Source organism: Methylomicrobium agile (genome assembly GCF_000733855.1).
In the GTDB taxonomy this organism is placed as follows: domain Bacteria; phylum Pseudomonadota; class Gammaproteobacteria; order Methylococcales; family Methylomonadaceae; genus Methylomicrobium; species Methylomicrobium agile.
The window spans coordinates 2,223,102-2,242,532 of sequence record NZ_JPOJ01000001.1 but is presented as its reverse complement, the minus strand read 5'-3'; the positions used below and the strand labels follow the sequence as shown (position 1 = coordinate 2,242,532).

General features: G+C 51.2%; 14 protein-coding genes and 1 pseudogene. 8 read left to right on the top strand and 7 right to left on the bottom strand.

What is annotated here, in order from left to right; all coding sequences use genetic code 11:
- Positions 1-114: 114 nt before the first annotated feature.
- Positions 115-657 (top strand): flavin reductase family protein, encoded by a 543-nt coding sequence (locus CC94_RS0110480; protein WP_005369606.1) that lies wholly within the window; start codon positions 115-117, stop codon positions 655-657.
- Positions 658-1,048: 391 nt separating this feature from the next.
- Here CC94_RS0110480 and CC94_RS0110475 read toward each other — a convergent pair whose 3' ends face one another.
- Both CC94_RS0110475 and CC94_RS0110465 read right to left on the bottom strand, forming a co-directional pair.
- On the bottom strand, positions 1,049-2,173 hold the full coding sequence (locus tag CC94_RS0110475; protein ID WP_245619741.1) for a fatty acid desaturase family protein: 1,125 nt from the start codon (positions 2,171-2,173) through the stop codon (positions 1,049-1,051).
- A gap of 435 nt (positions 2,174-2,608) precedes the next feature.
- Positions 2,609-2,977, bottom strand: coding sequence for a hypothetical protein (locus tag CC94_RS0110465; protein WP_005369602.1), 369 nt, complete (start codon positions 2,975-2,977; stop codon positions 2,609-2,611).
- Positions 2,978-3,116: 139 nt separating this feature from the next.
- On the opposite strand from CC94_RS0110465, the gene CC94_RS0110460 reads away from it, so the two are divergent.
- Complete coding sequence (locus CC94_RS0110460) at positions 3,117-4,115, top strand: LysR family transcriptional regulator (protein WP_236993962.1); 999 nt, start codon at positions 3,117-3,119, stop codon at positions 4,113-4,115.
- A gap of 89 nt (positions 4,116-4,204) precedes the next feature.
- Here CC94_RS0110460 and CC94_RS0110455 read toward each other — a convergent pair whose 3' ends face one another.
- On the bottom strand, positions 4,205-4,396 hold the full coding sequence (locus tag CC94_RS0110455) for a helix-hairpin-helix domain-containing protein (RefSeq protein WP_031430789.1): 192 nt from the start codon (positions 4,394-4,396) through the stop codon (positions 4,205-4,207).
- A 538-nt stretch (positions 4,397-4,934) separates the two neighbouring features.
- The gene (locus CC94_RS22330; RefSeq protein WP_051040289.1) at positions 4,935-5,414 is read right to left on the bottom strand and encodes a hypothetical protein; all 480 of its coding nucleotides are present in this window, start codon (positions 5,412-5,414) and stop codon (positions 4,935-4,937) included.
- Between the two features lie 330 nt (positions 5,415-5,744).
- Between CC94_RS22330 and mutS the strand changes: the two genes are divergently transcribed.
- Together mutS and CC94_RS23050 are read left to right on the top strand one after the other, a co-directional pair.
- Positions 5,745-8,330 carry a DNA mismatch repair protein MutS gene (gene mutS / locus CC94_RS0110445; RefSeq protein WP_005369600.1) on the top strand — a complete coding sequence of 862 codons (2,586 nt, stop codon included), beginning with the start codon at positions 5,745-5,747 and terminating at the stop codon, positions 8,328-8,330.
- Positions 8,331-8,734: 404 nt separating this feature from the next.
- A pseudogene (locus CC94_RS23050) lies at positions 8,735-8,971 on the top strand (DUF3309 domain-containing protein).
- 369 nt (positions 8,972-9,340) lie between these two features.
- On the opposite strand, the gene CC94_RS0110440 reads toward CC94_RS23050, so the two are convergent.
- A complete protein-coding gene (locus CC94_RS0110440; protein ID WP_005369599.1) occupies positions 9,341-9,802 on the bottom strand; it encodes a KGG domain-containing protein in 462 nt (153 codons plus the stop codon).
- A gap of 365 nt (positions 9,803-10,167) precedes the next feature.
- Between CC94_RS0110440 and CC94_RS22325 the strand changes: the two genes are divergently transcribed.
- On the top strand, positions 10,168-10,758 hold the full coding sequence (locus CC94_RS22325) for a septal ring lytic transglycosylase RlpA family protein (protein WP_005369598.1): 591 nt from the start codon (positions 10,168-10,170) through the stop codon (positions 10,756-10,758).
- An 82-nt stretch (positions 10,759-10,840) separates the two neighbouring features.
- On the opposite strand, the gene CC94_RS0110430 is transcribed toward CC94_RS22325, so the two are convergent.
- On the bottom strand, positions 10,841-12,013 hold the full coding sequence (locus CC94_RS0110430; RefSeq protein ID WP_031430785.1) for an IS256 family transposase: 1,173 nt from the start codon (positions 12,011-12,013) through the stop codon (positions 10,841-10,843).
- Between the two features lie 160 nt (positions 12,014-12,173).
- Positions 12,174-12,827, bottom strand: a complete 654-nt coding sequence (gene tmpT / locus CC94_RS0110425) for a thiopurine S-methyltransferase (RefSeq protein WP_005369596.1) — start codon at positions 12,825-12,827, stop codon at positions 12,174-12,176.
- A 135-nt stretch (positions 12,828-12,962) separates the two neighbouring features.
- Here tmpT and CC94_RS23045 point away from each other — a divergent pair, with 135 nt between their 5' ends.
- From CC94_RS23045 to CC94_RS0110415, 3 genes are all read left to right on the top strand, one after another.
- Positions 12,963-13,097 (top strand): MerR family DNA-binding transcriptional regulator, encoded by a 135-nt coding sequence (locus CC94_RS23045; protein WP_342666511.1) that lies wholly within the window; start codon positions 12,963-12,965, stop codon positions 13,095-13,097.
- A gap of 258 nt (positions 13,098-13,355) precedes the next feature.
- Positions 13,356-13,712, top strand: coding sequence for a hypothetical protein (locus CC94_RS0110420; protein ID WP_005369594.1), 357 nt, complete (start codon positions 13,356-13,358; stop codon positions 13,710-13,712).
- A 369-nt stretch (positions 13,713-14,081) separates the two neighbouring features.
- A complete protein-coding gene (locus tag CC94_RS0110415; protein ID WP_031430783.1) occupies positions 14,082-19,238 on the top strand; it encodes a DEAD/DEAH box helicase in 5,157 nt (1,718 codons plus the stop codon).
- Positions 19,239-19,431 lie beyond the last annotated feature (193 nt).

Below are 19,431 nucleotides of genomic sequence, written 5' to 3'. Positions count from 1 at the left end.
TCTCTTAAAGTGTGGGGTTATTGGTTTTCCACGGCCTTTCTCCTCGCTTAAACCGATAGGAATCGCTTCCCGTTTCTAATCCTTTTTTTAGCCTACAGCATGAGGTGTACGGTAATGAAGACGATACCAATTAGCAAGTCCTTTACTTTGATTGAACCTGGGCCAGTTATCCTCGTTACGACAAGCGATGGGGAGAAGAACAACATTATGACCATCTCCTGGACCATGGTGATGGATTTTTCTCCGAGATTTGCCATAACGACGGGTCCCTGGAACTATTCCTATAAGGCGCTTCGGAACTCCAAAGAATGCGTCATTGCTATTCCTACCGTGGACCTAATAGATCAGGTTGTTGGGATAGGAGCTTGTTCCGGCAGCGATACGGACAAGTTTTATAAGTTCGGATTGACTCCTCTCAAGGGAAAGCATGTCGGTGCGCCGCTGATCAAGGAATGCCTGGCAAATATTGAATGTAAAGTGATCGATGTCGTCGAAAAGCACAACATCATTATCCTTGAAGGTGTCGAAACGTACTTAGATGATTCACGAGAAGAGAAGCGGACTATTCATGCAATCGGCGATGGCACCTTTGTCGTCGATGGAGACAAGTTGGATCGAAGGGAAATGATGCGCTCGAAGCTTCCAGAGGGTGTCTAACGACGTCATTTGAAAAATTAGCAACAAACCGCTCGTGGCCGAATTTGCTCTATCAAAACTGAAGGAGCAAAACCGACCCAAAGCGGGCATTCAACAATTCTCGCTCCCTGTGGCAGGTAACTGAGTAGAGCAGACGTTCGGAGGCACTTCACATCGGCCAAATCCGATGTTGAGCTTGTTGATTACTAACCGGCCGTAACAGGGTTCGACCGGCCGTTGGACAATTCAGGCGATTGGCGGCGGCAAGCTCGAATGAAGTAAACAAATCTGCTCATCAGCCCAGTCCTTAAGTTCTATCACAAGCTTAAGGAGAGAGTAAAATCGCATGCATGAAGACAGTATTTCGTTTAGCGCGGCCTAATTCTGGTGTAGGACTTGAAATATCGCAGTTTCAAGCCCCCGCCTCCGCCGGTTTCAACATTGAGGTTTTACCGACCATAATGTCGACGGCTTTGCGCAGCCTTTTGAATAACGAATCCTGGCAATACGGAATACTGTGCTTCTCGCAGAGAGCCTTAGCCTGCGGTTGCAACTTCTGATACTGGCTGAGTGGCAAATCCGGCCATAGATGATGTTCGATCTGGTAGTTCAGCCAACCGTAGAGGAAGTCGTTGGCATTGGAGCCGGTCGGATAGTTGACCGAGCCGAGTATTTGGCGCAGGTAAAACTCGCCCTTGCTGTGCGCCTTTTCATCGAAGCTCATCACATCATCGCCGGCATGGTTGGGAATCATCACCACAAAGCTGTGGATGTTGGTCAGGATTTCCGCCAATACGGAATTCAATAACACACTGGTCACGGCAACACTTCCTAATGGCAGAAATAACGCCGGCAGCAATACAAAGCGGTAAGCGACATAGGGCAGAATGCTTTTTAACCACAAGCCTCGGCCCTGGGGAGTGAATAAACTCCAGGCGTCGATGCGGGTCATCGTGGGTGCGGGCTGATGCTGGTGCCGATATTCGTTAAGGCGTAATTCTTTGTGGGTGCGTGGGGTGTAATAGCTAAGCTTCCAAACGCCCGAGAAAAATGCCACGATCGCGTAGCGTAACCACATCGGTAATTTCGACTGTCGCAGCCATTCCATGTTGTGCTGGGCATTGTTGGGGTCGGCCGTCTCGCCAAGGCGGTAGTGATGCAGGACGTCGTGTTCGTGGTGCCAACCCGCCGGCGTCATCCAGTCCGGCCAATCCAGAAAACGGCGGCAGCCTTTAGCGAAGCCTTTGCTTTGGTAACGTGCACTGGCGCTGTCGATTTTGTCGTAACCGCGATGCTGGATCGGATGCGCAACTTGAGTCCAACGGGTAAAACTACCCTGACTGATCAGCAGCGCGGACACGAGATTGGGAGCTATCCATGCGGTCGCATACCCCAACAATGAACAGGCTTGGCCCCAGAGCTCCATCCGCTTCATATGGCGAAAATCTTCCGGTCCCATGTCGGCCTGCGCTTGCAGATACAGCTGTTTAATATCTTTGGCTAGCTGTTCTCGGTTGACGGTCTGGTAACTATTCAAGCTCAAATTAGGTAGCCTCGCTGAAGTTCAATTGGAAAATATTCATTTCATTTATGCAATGTTTGATTACGGAAACAAAAAAAAGCCCCTCGACCAGAAGTAGAGAGGCTGGATGGTTTTGATCTCAGAATCAAAGATTCCGAGACCGATCCCTTTATCCCGAAGTGAAGTTATAACCAAAAAGTCCTGAGAAGGATCGACTTCGACTGCTACGGTGTCACCCATTCAAATGGCTAATCAAACGGCTAATGAGGAGGTAACCGACGGAGTGACCACCACATAAAGTGTAAGCGTCTCCTTCAAACATCGGGGATTGCATTAAACTATTAATTATCAGGATTGAAAAGTGCAAAAATTCGCTCATACCTATCGAATTCATCGATCAATATGACCTCAAACCATAAAATTTCGCTGGACCAGTGGCGAGCCCTTGTGTCAGTTAAGGAAAGATTTCAGATTGGCAAATCCTTCGCGAGCTGCTTTCAATTCTTGCGCAGCACCTGGAAAATCCGATTTTTTCGCGGCATCGCGAGCTTTTTTCAGGACTTGTTGCACTTTGGTGCGTTCAAAGTCAAATTTGTAATTGGCGTCCAGTTCTTTAGTTTTTTCGTTAGCGTCTTTGATTAAGGTAGCCAGTTGTTGTGCATTGCCTGCAGGAACGGCCTCTAAAGCGATTTGGATTTTGGCATCGACTTCTTTCAACGTGTCAGACACGTTAACTTTGGCTTCGGCGAAAGTTGCGCCGGAAAAGCCCAGCATGGCGAAAAACAGAGCGAATGCGATAAATACTTTTTTCAATGACATGATTTAATCTCTATAAAAATAATGGGGTATTAAAATATCTTTCAGGTATGACGTTTGACTTTCTTGTTGTCTGCTCCTCATAAAGTGTAAGTGTCTCCTTCAAACATCGGAGATTGCATTAAACTATTGATTATCAGTATTGAAAAGCGCGAAAATTCGCTCATACCTATCGAATTCATCGATCAATATGACCTCAAACCATAAAATTTCGCTGGACCAGTGGCGAGCGCTTGTGTCAGTTGTGGATGCGGGCGGCTATGCGCAGGCTGCTGACCAACTCCACAAGAGCCAATCCACGATGACTTATGCGGTGCATAAACTGGAACAGTCGCTGGGCATTAAAGTCTTCGAAATACAGGGCCGAAAGGCAGTGCTGACCAGCGTCGGTCAAGTGTTGTATCGACGAGGAAAGACACTCATGGAGGAAGCCGTGCGTCTGGAACACGTGGCGGCCAGCCTGGCGGCAGGTTGGGAGCCAGAATTGCGACTGGCCGTGGACACCATTTTCCCCACTTGGCTGTTGTTGGAAGCCTTGGCGCGCTTTTCCGATGAACATCCCGAAACACGCATCGAGCTTATCGAGACGGTGCTGAGTGGCACCGATGAAGCGTTGCAGGAGGGCCTTGTCGAACTGGGTATCGGTCCGACGGTGCCGGCGGGATTTGTCGGCGATCCACTCATACGAGTGCGCTTCATCGCCAGCGCCCACCCTGACCATCCACTACATCAGTTGAGACGGCCGCTTACGATGGCGGATTTGCGTCAGCACAGGCATCTGGTGGTTCGTGACACTGGCCGTGAGCGAACGCGCACAGTCAGCTGGCTCAATGAGCAGCGCTGGACCGTGGGCCAGCAGGCTACCTCGATTCGTGCCGCTTGCCTAGGACTAGGTTATGCTTGGTATGCTGAGGATCTCATCCGTCTGGAACTCGATACAGGAAAGTTAAAACCGCTCCCGCTGGAGGAGGGGTCGGAACGCTGGTCGACCCTGTACTTGATCTTCGCCGACCGCGATGCAACAGGTCCTGGCGCCTTGCGGATCGCTGAAATCCTTCGCGATCAATTGGCCCTACGATGTCCCCAATCCTGCCTGACGGATACCATCCTAGGGCGGAATACTTCGCCGCCGAACGGTTAGTCAAAGGCAGCAGCTCCGGTCTGTGATTCCAGCAGAACGCCATACCGCCTTGGGTGTTCCGTCATCCTGAGCGAGCACAGGTGAAAGCTTCAGAGCCCCGCGTGGCCGCGAAGGGATTGCGGGCCGATGCCCAACTTCTGATGAGCCAGCATGTCAGCCATCTTAAAGCCGATGCCGTGAATATCTAATGCTAAGCGATAGGGATTTTCGCGCACTTTCTCGATTGCCTGCTCACCATAAGGTTTTGTATATTCGCACCGAACGCGAGGTACCGACGCCATGCGATTGGAGAAAAAGGGCGGCGGTTTGTAGGAAGGCAATAAAGAATCATACCGGGTAATAAAGTCTCATACTGGCTAGGCAATAATGTTTCATACCATCGCAAAATCAACGACATAAACACCTGTGGTTGATCGGGTATGCAACGAAACCACGTTTTCAGTATGAAACTTTAATTTTCAAGCGATTTTTGTTGATGTGACGAAATACGGCTTGCAGCCGTTTCCAGTATTAATCTTTAATTGCTTAATTACATGGTTGCCACGGCATTGGCATCGATTTGACCCTCGCTTCCGGGCTATCGCGGCCATTTGAGTGTCTGCTTGCCCGCAATGATGAACTTCCGCTTTTGGCCGCTAGCACTCGATGGCAATTTGGCTGGTACTATCGACTCTAAGAGGGCGCTTGATCTTGGACCTTGAGTTTATAACCCATTTATACCGAACCGGATCTTCGCGAAGCAGGAATGCCCTTATTTCCTCGCGTTTAGCCTTATCCGCACGCAGGAAGATGCCATGCAGGTCATAGTCAATCGTCCGCTCACTGGCTCCGCGTTCTGTCGCCTTGGCATACCAGTCCCTCCCGAGGTCGTAAGTTTCCCATCTCGAAATTTACCGCACCTAATAGGGTGCAGGGGCGGAAATCCTTCGGCGTCAGAGCATGTGCCTGGTCGTCAAAATTCAAAGCTTCATTGAAACGCTTCAAATCTCGCATCACACCGCCATGGGTCGTGCAGATGGCAGAGATCAGTTTGGGGGCTTTCTGACGCCCGGCAGGGATCGAAGCCAGCCGATCATGGGCTTTTCTGGCTTGGTTGCACTTGCGGTAGTGGCCGCTGGCATTCACCGCATTCCATGGATCAGCTGTTCGTTTGTACTCAGCCGTATAGAACTCAGCCTCGCGCTCATGAAAGGCCGTCTGTAGAGCCTCAGTATAGTAATCCGAGCCCTCGGTGGTAAGCCACAGAATGTCTTCGTCAGAGAGACGATTGCCACCGTCTAGGCGATGAAGAATGTCCATCAAACGGGCAAAAAACTGTTTTTCAATGAACTGATCCAGCCCATAGCGTGACCGAAGCTGCTGGTTTTTTATTTTGGCGAACTATTTCGGGTCGCTCTCCCGCTGACGTCGAGCTTCCTCCGCCTGCTGACACTTACGTTCGTATTCGGCTTTACGGATAGCCTCTTGAGCTTTTTCTTGTTCAAATAGTCGCAACTGCGCCGTGAATCACGCTGGTTTTTCAAGGCTCCCCAAGCGACAATAGCGGCTGGAAAGGACATTGCCGGCAATGACCGATAGCGGCTTGCCGAATGCGTCCGTTAATAGAGCTTCTGTATCAATAAGACGAGAATGAAAGACAAGTTAAATCAGGGCCATGGAGAAGGCCAGCAAAAAGAACATACGCCGATGATGCAGCAGTATCTGCGCATCAAGTCCGACTATCCCGAAACCCTGCTGTTTTACCGGATGGGGGATTTCTATGAACTTTTCTACGACGATGCGAAAAAAGCCGCGCGGCTGCTCGACATTACGTTGACCGCCCGCGGCCAGTCGCAGGGCCTGCCGATACCGATGGCGGGCATTCCGTATCATGCAGCGGAAGGCTATATCGCGAAGTTAATCCGGATTGGCGAATCGGTCGCGATCTGCGAACAGATCGGCGATCCGGCCGCCTCCAAGGGGCCGGTCGAGCGCAAGGTGGTCCGAATCATCACGCCCGGCACGGTCACCGACGAAGCGCTGCTCGAAGACCGGAAGGACAACCTGCTGGTCGCGCTCTGCCAATTGCAGGGGCGTTACGGGATCGCAAGCCTCGACTTGACCAGCGGCCGTTTCGTGCTGCAGGAAGCCGAATCGGAAGACCAGTTGCTCGGCGAAGTGGGGCGGCTTAATCCGGCGGAACTTTTGTACAGCGAAAGCTGGCCGCTGCCGGACAATCTGAAGCAGCGCAGCGGCCTGTGCCGGCGTCCGCCCTGGCATTTCGAAGCGGAAAGCGCGCGGCTGTTGGTGTTGAAGCAGTTCAAAGCGCACGATCTGAAAGGTTTCGGCTGCGAGGCGATGCCGGCGGCGGTGGCGGCGGCCGGCGGGCTTCTGCAATACGTCCGCGATACCCAGCAGAACGTGCTGCCGCACATTCAGGGCATCCGTACCGAAACCAGCGACGATTCCATTCAGCTCGACGCGTCGAGCCGGCGGAATCTCGAAATCGACACGCATCCGAGCGGACAACTGCAATTCACGCTGCTCGGCGTGCTGGACAAAACCGCGACCGCGATGGGCAGCCGCTGCCTCCGGCGCTGGCTGAACCGGCCGCTCCGGGATCACTTCGTCCTGAACCGGCGCTATGCCTGCATCGAAACCCTGCTTCAGGACGGCCTGTACCGGGCGCTGCAGGACACCTTGCGGCAGGTCGGCGACATCGAGCGAATCAGTACCCGGATCGCGCTGAAATCGGCCCGGCCCCGCGATTTGCTGGTGCTGCGTTCGACGCTGGCGGCCCTGCCGGTTCTGCAGAAACGCCTGGACGGGTTCGACGATCCGCATCTGGCCGGGCTGCGCGCGGACATCGGCGAACATCCGGCCATGCTGGAGCTGCTCGGCAGGGCAATCGTCGACAATCCGCCGATGCTGATCCGCGACGGCGGGGTAATCGCGGCGGGTTACGACGAAGAACTCGACGAACTGCGCAATCTGAGCCAGAACGCCGACCGGTTTCTGATCGAGATGGAGCGGCGCGAGCGGCAAGCGACCGGGATTCATAACCTGAAGGTCAACTACAATCGAGTGCACGGTTTTTACATCGAAATTTCGAACGCGAACGCGGACAAGGTGCCGGTTCACTATACCCGCAAGCAGACCCTGAAAGGCGCCGAACGCTACATCACCGAAGAGCTGAAGGCGTTCGAGGACAAGGTGCTGAGCGCCCGTGAAAAATCGCTGGCCTTCGAGAAGGCCCTGTACGACGAACTGCTGGACGTGATCGCCAGTTCTTTAGGCGAACTGCAACTGTGCGCGGCGGCGCTGGCCGAACTCGATGTGCTGGTCAACTTCGCCGAGCGCGCCGAGACGCTGAACCTGTCGCGGCCCATGCTGCAGGCCGAGCCGGGCATCCGGATCGAAGCCGGCCGGCATCCGGTGGTCGAGCAGGTTGGCGGCGTGCCTTTTGTGCCGAACGATTTGAATTTGGCAGGCGAAAGCCGGATGCTGGTCATTACCGGTCCGAACATGGGCGGCAAGTCGACCTACATGCGGCAGGCCGCGCTGATCGTACTGATCGCGCATGTCGGCTGTTTCGTGCCGGCAAAGTCGGCGGTTCTCGGGCCGGTCGACAAGATCTTCACCCGGATCGGCGCTTCGGACGATCTGGCCTCGGGCCGTTCGACGTTCATGGTCGAAATGTCCGAAACCGCCAACATTTTGCACAACGCGACCGCGCAAAGCCTGATCCTGATGGACGAAATCGGCCGCGGCACCAGCACCTTCGACGGTCTGTCGCTGGCCTGGGCCTGCGCGGACCACCTGGCGAGAGTCACGCAGGCGTTCACGCTGTTCGCCACCCATTATTTCGAATTGACCACGCTGGCCGAGGAGCGTCCGTCGATCCGCAACGTGCATCTGGAGGCGATGGAGCACGGTGACCGGATCGTGTTCCTGCATGCGGTGAAGGACGGCCCGGCCAACCAGAGTTACGGGCTGCAGGTGGCGGCGCTGGCCGGCGTGCCGCGCGCGGTGATCGAGAAAGCCAAAACCAAACTGGCGCATCTCGAAAACAACGCCTATATCGAGCAGCGGGCCGAATCGGGCATCGATCAGTTCGACCTGTTTTCCGTGCCGGAATGCCACCCGGCGGTCGGCTTGCTGGAGGACATCGATCCCGACGCACTGAGTCCGAAACAGGCATTGGATGCGTTGTACCGGCTCAAGGCGCTGTTATAGGACCCGCCACTTCGCGGGATACCGCGAAGCATTCCGGGCTTTCGCCGTCTCGAAGACTGACGAAGCGGTGCCTTCCTCATTCGCTCTGCTTTATCGTTTGACGCGCGGCTCCCCCGTATCCGGGCGGCCGCGAATAAAAAGTCGCACTTGCAAACCTTATTTGACTCTAATGGACGACTTGCATCATCAAAAAGGAGTGAAACGGCGTAAAACCGGGTTGCTGTCCCGATGTGGGCGGACCATTCCGTGTGCGGCTCAGGGTACAGACAGCGCCCTAACCTAACCGTAGATTAAATCTACGGGCCTGTTCTTGGGCATCAAGCCGGGTATCCGGAGGGTGCCGGCGATTGGGTTTTGAATCATTTGCGGTGCAGATTCAATACCGCCGCGGGAGCGAAGCGGGGATGCCGGTACCGAAGTCTCGGGGTTCCAGGCCGAAGCCCGGCTTCAGGATTAGCGTTTACGTTTTATGGAGAATCGTTATGTCGACAAGTACTCTATTGCTGGTCATTTTACTCTTGATCATTTTGGGCGCGGTTCCCGTTTGGCCTTATAGCCGGAGCTGAGGGTATGGACCCAGCGGCATACTCGGCCTGATACTGGTAATTTTTCTCGTTATGCTGCTCTTGGGCGCGGTATAGGCATGAGGAGAGCCGTGATTCCCGGTTCCCCGAATAACCACGGCCAAAAACACATGGATAAACGGCCTTGAGGCTTTTGGCTTATCCGATAAATCCGCTGAAACGGAGGTTTTCGTCGAACTGTTTCCCACTCTCGCGAACGGCGGTAAGGATGTAATCAGCAGGACGGGGCGGAATGGGGCAATGCCGTTAAGTTAAGGGGCCGTAGGATGGATAAGCGAAGCGCATCCACCACGCACAATCGGCCGGATACCCCCCGCCCCGGCGGGCACTCACCTTAGCGATTTACCGTGCGAAGGAAAGCCTAAAAAACGACCCTCTAACAAATCCGTTATTAGAGAGCCGTTTTTATTACGGAAATGAATGAATTTAATGCGCTCTTCCTTCCCCTTCCCCTCCTTCTTCTTCTCTGCCGCCGCCATGCGAAGCTTTGCCGCCTTTGCGTCCGGCTTCCCGGGCTTCTTCGGAAGTGAACTCGTGGGCGGTGCCTTTCTCGTGGGCGGCCTTGCCGCCTTTGCGTCCGGCTTCGCGGGCTTCTTCGGAAGTGAACTCGTGGGCGGTGCCTTTCTGATGAGCGACCTGGCCGCCTTTGCGTCCGGCTTCGCGGGCTTCTTCGGAAGTGAATTCGTGGGCGGTGCCTCTCTCATGAGCGACTTGGCCGCCTTTGCGTCCGGCTTCCCGAGCTTCTTCCGGCGTGAACTCGTGGGCGGTGCCTTTCTCATGGCTGGCGTGGCCGCCTTTGCTGGCAATTGCGCGTTGTTTTTCTTCATCCATTGAAGCAAAGCCGCGGGCTGACTTGCCTTGGCCGGTTTCTTCTCTTTGTCTGGGCATGATATACATCCTCGAAAATATTAATGAATCATTGGTTGATTTGTGTCTGAAATCTAGCCAATTACCCCATTCTTTTTATATAAAAAGAATGATGAAAATATACGGGGCTGATATAAAAGTTCTGTACGGTATCGAACATTCCCTGTGGCATGAATCAAACAAAATAAAGCTTTATGAAGAAAGCAGCTTAGTATGAGTTATAGTTTATATTTATTTTTTTATATAAATAATTCACTAAATGTAAAGAAATTTTTCCCGAGAAATGAATTAACGAAGTTATTTTTTAATCGAAGTATTTAGAAGTTATCGTTTGGGTTTTATTTAATAATCATGGCTCTTAAATAATCGATTCGATAGTTTTCGCGATGAAAATATTGAATGTCAAAAATGTCCTTCTTCAAGGCAGCTTATGCGCGCTGTTGAGTGCGAGTCCGGGATTGCCGGGGTGTACCGGGAAAGAAGAAGGGGAAGCGGCCTCCAAAACGGAGACGAAAGTTCAGGATGCAGCGCCCCGGAAGGCTCATAAAGAAGTAGGGGAAGCCTCTTGGTACGGTCCCGGTTTTCATGGCTGCAAGACGGCCAGCGGCGAGGTTTTCGATCAGCGGGAAATGACGGCTGCCCATCCTGAGTTGCCTTTGGGGACCGAAGTGGAAGTGACCAATCTCGAAAACAAGAAAAAGGTCGAAGTCGAGATCAACGACCGAGGGCCCTATGCGAAGGATCGCGTAATCGACCTCTCGAAGGCCGCGGCGAAAAAGCTTGGAATGAAGGAACAGGGAGTCAGTACGGTCAAGATCGAAACCGCCGAGCCCGTCGAAAAAAAAATTCGCCGCCCAAGACTTCGAGTCAAACCCGGAAAAAGCGGGCCGGCAAGTCATCGCAGGCGATATCCTCGAAGAGGTAGGCGCTGTCCGGTCAGCGGAAAATCGGGCATACATCGGGAGACGCTAGCGTAGAGAAGCCAAACAACGCCTCTTATGTTGTAAGCTCCGTAACCCTTTGAGAGGGTAAAACAATCCGTGTAAACCGCGGTTAAATTTAATTGGGCATGCGGTCTGGAAACATAATCATAAACTGATTAATAGCCGGCTTCCAATCGCGCAATGGCATGGACCATTTTTTAGAGGCATTCTCGATTGCCAAATAAATGACTTTCATAGCCGAATCGTCATTGGGGAACAGTTTCCGTTGATTGATGGCTTTTCTAATCACGCTATTGATCGATTCAATGGCATTGGTGGTGTAAATGATTTTCCGGATCGCGTCAGGGTAATCGAAGAATGCGATCAAGTTGGCCCAGTGGTTGCGCCAGGAGCGACTGATGGAGGGGTATTGGCCGTCCCATTGCGCGGCAAAGGCTTCCAATTCCTGTTCTGCTTCAGTCACGGTAACGGACTGGTAGATTTTCCGGAGCCCGGCGGCGACGGTTTTGCGGTCTTTCCAGGACACGAAACGCAAGGAATTGCGCACCCTATGCACGATACAGAGTTGGACTTGTGTGCTTGGGAAAGCGGCGGCGATCGCTTCCGGAAAACCGGTTAAGCCATCGACACAGGCAATGAGCACATCCTTGACGCCGCGGTTTTTCAGTTCGGTCAGGACCGACAGCCAGAATTTGGCGCCTTCATTTTCGGACAGCCACAGACCCAGCAACTCCTTTCTGCCTTCCAGGGTGACGCCGAGCGCCAGGTAAACGGCTTTGTTGATGACTCGCTTGTCCTGCCGGATTTTGACGACAATGCAGTCCAGATAGAGGATAGGATAGAGCGCATCCAAGGGTCGGGATTGCCACTCGATCACTTTGCCCAGTACCGCTTCCGTGACATTAGACACCAGGGTGGGCGAGATATCGGCGCCATAGAGTTCGCGGAAGGTTTCGACGATATCTCGCGTGCTCATGCCCTTGGCATACAAGGTCAGAATCTTATCGTCAAAATGACTCAAGCGGGTTTGATGCTTGGTGACCAGCGGCGGCTCGAAGCTGCCGTTACGATCGCGTGGGGTGTCAATCTCAATGACCCCGTGTCCGCTTTTCAGCTTTTTTGTGCCATAACCGTTGCGACTATTGCCGGAACCATAGCCTTCGGGAGAAGGCTTGGCATACCCTAAATGGGCATCCATTTCGGCATTCAGCGAGGCTTCTACCGTGATTTTCAGTAAATCCTGAGTCAGTGCCGCTAAATCACGCTCTGACTTAACGCCACGGGCCAAATCTTGTCAAGCGGCAACCATCGTGGGGTCTTTAATAATATCGCTCATTTTCTGCTCTCCTTGAGAGAAGTTTACTACACTGAAAATAAGCGGTTACACGGAATTATTTACACCCTCCACTTTAACTGGGAACTATTCGACGCTCTTTACTGGAAACTGTTCAACTCTGTTTGACGCTAACGTGCTGGAGCAACCAGACGGTCTCCGTTGATGCGACTTTTCCCTTCAAACCTCCCGCGACACGCTTGCTTTCAACTGCCTTTAATTGGTACATAGCGCCATAATGTTGCTTGACTTCGTTTTCGTTAACTGAAAACGGAGGGCCATCCATCAACCGTTGGTCGTATTCATAACAGATCAGCAACTGCGGCGCTGTGCCGGTTATGTTCATCAGATGGGACGTATATCGCTCTCGTATGCTGGAAGGCAAGGCGACTAAAGCAGCGCGATCGTATATCGCGCTTATGGGCCCAAGAAATTCAGCAGACACATCAAAAATATCGCCCACGAATATGTCGATATCTTTAGCGCTGTAGCGGACCAACTCCCTAGCTTTAAAGATTTGCGGCTCTAACCCAAGTTCTTTAAACAACTCGTTAACGGCGAGTTCGCTCAATTCGGCGCCAGCCACTCGATAACCGCAGCCAAGTAACCAGGAAATGTCGCGTGTTTTGCCGCATAAAGGCAGGAACACACGGCAACCTTTTGCCAGCTTTAATTTTTCAAAATGGGCTATCAGAAATGGGTTTGCTTCGCTTTCATGAAAAGCAATCTCACCGCGCTCCCATTTTTGATGCCAGAAACTTGCTTCCATATCGACTCCTTAAATGTTCAAATATAAAAAATCACCACAAAATTATTGCTTCAGTGTTGTACCACGTTATGTTCAGGGCTAGGATAAAATTTCAAGTCAACTTGAAGTCAAGTATTAATTACGACAGGTGAAATAATGGATATATCTGAGGTAGCAAAGGCAACTGGCTTGCCCGCTTCAACGTTACGGTTTTATGAAGAAAAAGGACTGATCCAGTCTACCGGTCGCTTGGGTTTGCGCCGTCTATTCAGCGCCAATGTCAAATCGTAAAAATTGTTCCATGGAACAAGGGTAAGTTGATGGGTCAGCTTCTTCCATGCCGCAACTGATGAGCAACCCAGCGATTCGGATGCACGTACGTTTAACCCGAACGCCGGTCTTTACCATGGTACAATTATTTGCACTTTACGATTCGGCGGCTTCTCGCCAAAACCCATCTGCACATGAGCGACTTTTAGGGCCAAAAGCGTGTTAAATCCGGGGCCATGCGCCTCGGTAAACATCAACCCGTTTGAGCTTAAATTCTGAATGAAGAAGAACAAGAAAAATAAGAATCTTTGGCTGAAAGAATCAGAGATTGCAGTTGGCGATTTGTATTTCACCACAGCAAATCAATATCGCGCGGTCCTGGCCATGAAAGGCGGTTTTTTAATCTATGCGCCAAGCTTGGAAGGAATGGAGCCTTTGCGTTCAGATTCAAAAATGCCATTCGATAATTCTCCGGTTAAGAAATGCCAAATCGCTACCTTTGCTCAAAAGGAATACCAACCATTTGAATGGCATGGTGTTGCATCAATCAAGCATCAATTAAATAACGCGCAACTCGCCGAAGCCATCGCTCAATGCAATGCGAAAGCCGCTATTGAAGCTCTGTTAGCCGAATAAAAGTTGAGAGCCGTTCAGCGGCAGACTTTTCAACGGGTTTTTTGTTTATGGAAAACCGTTTGAAAATTAACCCCCTCTAACTGGGTCTCTATAAACCGTTAGCGTTCTTTGATTCTGACAGAGCAGGTTCGGCCGCCATTTGCTGACACGGAACACGCATTGACCACTGGCCGTAAACTGGCTCAATCCTGCCAATGATTTGGTTTGCTTCAAAATCCAGATGTAGGGTACGCACCGCGTACCTTGTTGGGCGATCCAATTGCCGAGGCTTCAAAAGGTACGCGGTGCGTACCCTACTTGGCTACTTGGCTGGAGAGAGATCGCAAGAAGCTGTCGGAAGACAGGAAGAAAAAGGGAGAACAAAAGATAATGACCGAACAAGAAAAACAGTGGTTTGATGAGCTGGCAACGCGCCGTGTTAAGCTTGCCGACGCATTTGATGACCCAGCCGCACGCGGCATCTGGGGCGGCATCGTGGACAAATATTCCGATCAAGCGCACTTCATCTACGAGCTTTTGCAAAACGCAGATGATGTCAAGGCGACAACTGCCACATTCCGCCTTGAAGAAAGCGGACTTTATTTCACGCATAACGGCTCTGTCCGATTCACCATTTCCAATCCGCAGAACGAAGAAGCGGATACGAACAACGGCACTCTGGGGCATATCAACGCCATTACTTCCATTGCCAATTCAAACAAGACGGAGGCTTCCATCGGCAAGTTCGGCGTTGGGTTCAAGGCGGTCTTTCAATACACGCAAACACCGCACATTTACGACCCGGAAATTCGGTTCAAGATCGAACGCTTCATCGTGCCGCACATGCTGGATGCCGACCTTGATTGGCGGAACTCTTCAAAGACGGTGTTCTTCTTTCCGTTTGACCATAAGAAAAAACAGCCCCAAGAGAGCCATGATGAAATTCTTGAGAAACTAAAGGCTCTGGAGTTTCCTGTCCTGTTCCTTTCCAGTCTGAAATCCGTGTCCTTTGAGGCGGAGAAAGTCTCTGGTAAATACACCAAGAAAGTCACTCGGAAAATTGAGGAAGGAGGCATAACCGCTCAGTGGATCACGCTGGCATTGAAGTTGGACGGCAAAAGAACTAGCCAACGTTTGGTGATGTTCACGCGAAACAACGCGAGCGGGCATCCCTGTTCCATCGGCTATGCCTTGGGAGAGAGCGGAAATCTCGTGCCGATTGATCGCACGGCATTCTGTTTTTTCCCGACAAAAGAGGCGACGAATCTGAATTTCATCCTTCACGCGCCCTTTCTTCTGACGGATAGCCGCGAAGGCATCAAAGCCGGAGAAAAGCACAATAATGAATTGATTGAGCAGTTGGCAGAACTCGCCGCGAACAGTTTGCCGATTCTTCGGGATGAAAAACTGATTGACGACGGCATCCTTGACATCATCCCCTACGACGAGGCGAGATTCAGCGAACTGGGCGATAGACGCATAATTTCATTCAAGCCGTTCTATACCGCTTTTAATTCAAAATTACAGACAGAAGCATTGCTTCCTTCCACGGACAATCTATTCGCAGAATCGAAAAACGCATATTGGGCATCTGTTCCTCGAATTGCGCAGCTCATTTCTAACAAACAATTGGCGCACATAACCAACAACAAGAATGCACGCTGGGTGTTTACTTCATTTGGACGTGACGAGTGCTTACGCAAAAACAAAGAAATTGCGACGTATATTGATGAAGTTATATGCACATGGTTGGACGAAAAAGACATTCTTACCGGTTGGAAAGGTGATGGAGGCAAAAGCTTTGACGGTATTTCTGCTGACTTCATAAAAAAACAACCGCACGACTGGTTGTTTAATTTTTATCAATGGCTGTCTGAAACAAAAACAAGAACAGAGATAACAAAAAACAGGAAAATCTTCATTGACAGTGTCGGTAATGCCGTTGCCTCGTATGGCCAAGACGGAAAACTAATCCTATTTCTTCCAGACAATGATGGTGATGGCTATACCACTTTGTCTTCTAAATTATTTTCCAAAGTGGAAAAAATTCTGCAACGCATTGATAGTACAAAAACTCAAACCGCCAAGGAGTTTTTTGACCGTTTTGGTATTCGAGGGCACACCGTAAAAGACGAAATCGAATCTGCCATTGAAAAAATGAAGAAGGGCGAAATTCCGGCAGATAATTTCCTTATTAAATCGTTCAAATACTTCAAAGATGAGTGTCCACAAAATGAGATTGAGGAATTCATTTCAAAAATCCGATCGTTGGCGTTTTTGCCTTATGAAACAAAGATCGGAAAGACTGGTTTTTCATCAGGACAGGGGTTGTACTTCCCAACCCCACGTCTCGTTTCCTTCTATGTGCTTAGGCCAGAAACAAAATTTGTCGCTTGGGAAACACTTCGTGCGAGATACCCTGAATCCGACCATGAGACATTGAAAAATTTCTTGGGGAAATTAGGCGTCAATAGTCAGGAACCGTCTAAACGCGATGAGGTTTATAATATTATTCTTCCTCAATGGCGGCAGAATCAAAAGCCCGACAACACCGTTGATGAAGGACTTGTCCATTTTAAGACATTCTTCGACTATTTCACGTCTCTTTCTCAATACCTAGGCGATACTTTCTTAAGAGACATCATAGAACTGCCTTTTCTTCTCTGTTCAACCAAACAGGATTCAGAAAAAAAATGTTTCTGGGGGAAATCCGCCAATATCTATCTGCCGACCGATGATTTGAAAGTGTGGTTTGAAACCAAGCCCGACAGTATGTTTCTATTGTTAGATAAATACTATAAGACGGTGGATGAAGAAGACCGCGCAAACCTCAAGGGGTTTTTTGACAAATTGGGGGTCAGGAAGACCCCAAGTGTGCTTTCTCGTACGATCTCGCCTGCGGAGCTTGGTAATCAACGTGTGTCGTGGAGCGGGAAACATCATGAGTTTGAAGATAAATATCTTGATGGATGCCAACAAGTCATCGAAAACATTAACGCTACTCGCTCCGTCCTGCTATGGCGTGTTCTTGCAACCACTGTCCAGCTTCATGGTTTGAGAGGGCGGCACACTTGGTTTTATTACAGCCATCAAAGCGAATACTTCAAATCAACGGAAGAACAGAGACTCCTGACGGCGAAGTGGATTCTCAACAAGGCGGGCGAACTGGTTTCTGCCGATGCCGTGACAATCCAATCACTTTCAGATCAATATGACACAACCAGCGCAGGAGCAGAGGCGCTCATCAGGTTTTTGGGAATCCATGACGAAGCACAGGACACCGCGCATCTAAACGAGGAGGAGCGGCGAAAGATTGCGCTCGCGGAGAAAATCGAAAAATCAGGGTATTCCCCTGAGCAAATTCTTTCGCTAATCGAAGATGACAAGCGTACAAAGGCCGCTCAGACCTCGACGGTTACGATTGGAGGTGGTAGCGAACAGACCTCTCCTGGATCGACTCTGATTCAAGAGATTCAAAAGCGTCGCCCCTCCGTCAAGCACGACAACTCGTCGGGTCGTCAGGAAAATGATCCCACACCACCTACCCAGCCAAGTGATGCCAACGAAGACGCGGACGACTACACACCGAAAGCAGTGGACTACGGCAAAAAACTGGATCGCGCCAAAGATCGTTACGCCAGCGAGCTTGACCGTATAGAGCGTGAGCAGGTTCTGCATGACAAAGCCAATACTTTGCCGCGTTACAGCTACGGCTGGTTTCTCGCCCTGCTGGAACTGGAGTGCATGGCAAGCAGTGAAAAAAACGCGGACGGCAAGACCATTTCCATCAGCTTCGGCAAGGTGGAGCGGAACAGTCAATCGTCCAGAACCATCGTCCTGAAAGAGCCGAGCCGTTTCATCCCGCAGTCCATCGAAGAGTTTTCGGGCGTGCGTGTGGATCTCGATTTTGGCAATGGCCGCACAGGGACGTTGCATGTCGAATCGTTTACTGCCAGAGAGTTTTCATTGCTCGGCAAACTGGCGTCCGCGGGTGAGTTGAGCGGGATTGACTTGGGCGAGGTATTAGAGGCACGCATCGAAGTTCAGAATCCGTCCTTCCTGTTGCAAGAGTTGCTGGAGCGATTCCGTGAGTTGAGGCTTGCCGAAAAATTCGACATGAAGGCGAGCCTGACGCCCGACATCGAATTCGTATTCGGCCCGCCGGGAACAGGCAAGACCACTCACCTCGCGGAAAAGGTGCTGATTCCCATGATGCAGGCAACGGAGCAGGCAAGAGTGCTTGTCCTGACGCCGACCAACAAAGCGGCCGATGTGCTGACGACCCGCATAATGGAAAAGATGGGCGCGGATACTTCATTTCTGAACTGGCTGGTTCGCTTCGGAACCTCGGCTGACGAGCGCATCGAGAAAGCAGGCGTGTGGCGGGATCGTTCTTTTGACATCGGTGCATTGCCTCGCTCCGTAACGGTTACGACCATTGCCCGCTTCGCCTACGATGGGCTTGCGGTCGAGTATGGCAGCAAGAAGCTGCATGAAATGGAGTGGGATGCCATCGTCATTGACGAGGCTTCGATGATTTCGCTTGCCAGCATCATCTACCCACTTTACCGCCAGAAACCCCGGAAATTCATCGTTGCCGGAGACCCTTTCCAGATTGAACCGATTGTCGCAGTCGAGCAATGGAAGGACGAAAACATCTACACGTTGGTCGGCCTCAATAAGCCAGGCGCTTTTGCAAAGCCTGCTACGAAGCCACACGACTACTTGGTGACGAATCTGGAAACGCAATACCGAAGTATCCCGGCCATCGGCGAGATTTTCAGCCGTTTCACCTATGACGGCATCTTGAAGCACCACCGCGCGACTGGAACGCAGCGTCCACTGGAACTTGACGGCCTTGCTGTCCAACCGCTCAACCTCATCAAGTTCCCCGTCAGCAAATACGAAAGCATCTACCGGGCGAAGCGGTTGGAGAGCGGAACGCCCTATCAAACCTATTCGGCACTGTTCACTTTCGAATTCGTCCGGTGGCTTGCAGAGCAGATACGGATCGGCCATGAAAACAAATTTCGCATCGGGGTCATTGCGCCCTATCGTGCCCAGGCGAACCTGTTGAGCAGGCTGAACGACTCGTGGGCGTACAAGCCTGATGTCGTGGAGATTCAGGTCGGCACAATTCACGGTTTTCAGGGCGATGAGTGCGACATTATCATTGCCGTTTTCAATCCACCGCCGACTATCTCTTCAAGCCCGCAGATGTTTCTCAACAAGCGGAGCATCCTGAATGTCGCCATCAGTCGTGCACGAGACTACCTCTTTATCATCATGCCGGACGATGAAACAGAGGGCCTAAGAAATCTGCACAAAATTGCCAAGATTGAAGGACTTGTGAAGTCAGGTGGTGCGTTCGGTGAGTATGCGTCCCGTACTATTGAGGAAATGATCTGGGGCAATGCAAATTACCTTGAGGAAAACACCTTCTCAACCGGCCATCAGATGGTGAATATTTATCGCAACCCGGAGCGTTACTATGAAGTCCGTAGCGACGATTCGGCAATTGATGTTCAGATTCACGGAAAACAATGAAGGAATCCTCAAACCCGTGTGCTTCGTGATCGACTTCGCACCCAAAAAAAGGAAAAGAGGACGCTACCCTTTTTCGAAGCACATCGCTTTTTTGCTTGTGGCTGCACGGTTTTGGATGTACTCTCTGGCCTAACAAAACGATCAAAGGCGCGCCATCCGTTGGCGGTTTTGAAGTTTGGTTTTTATCATGGTG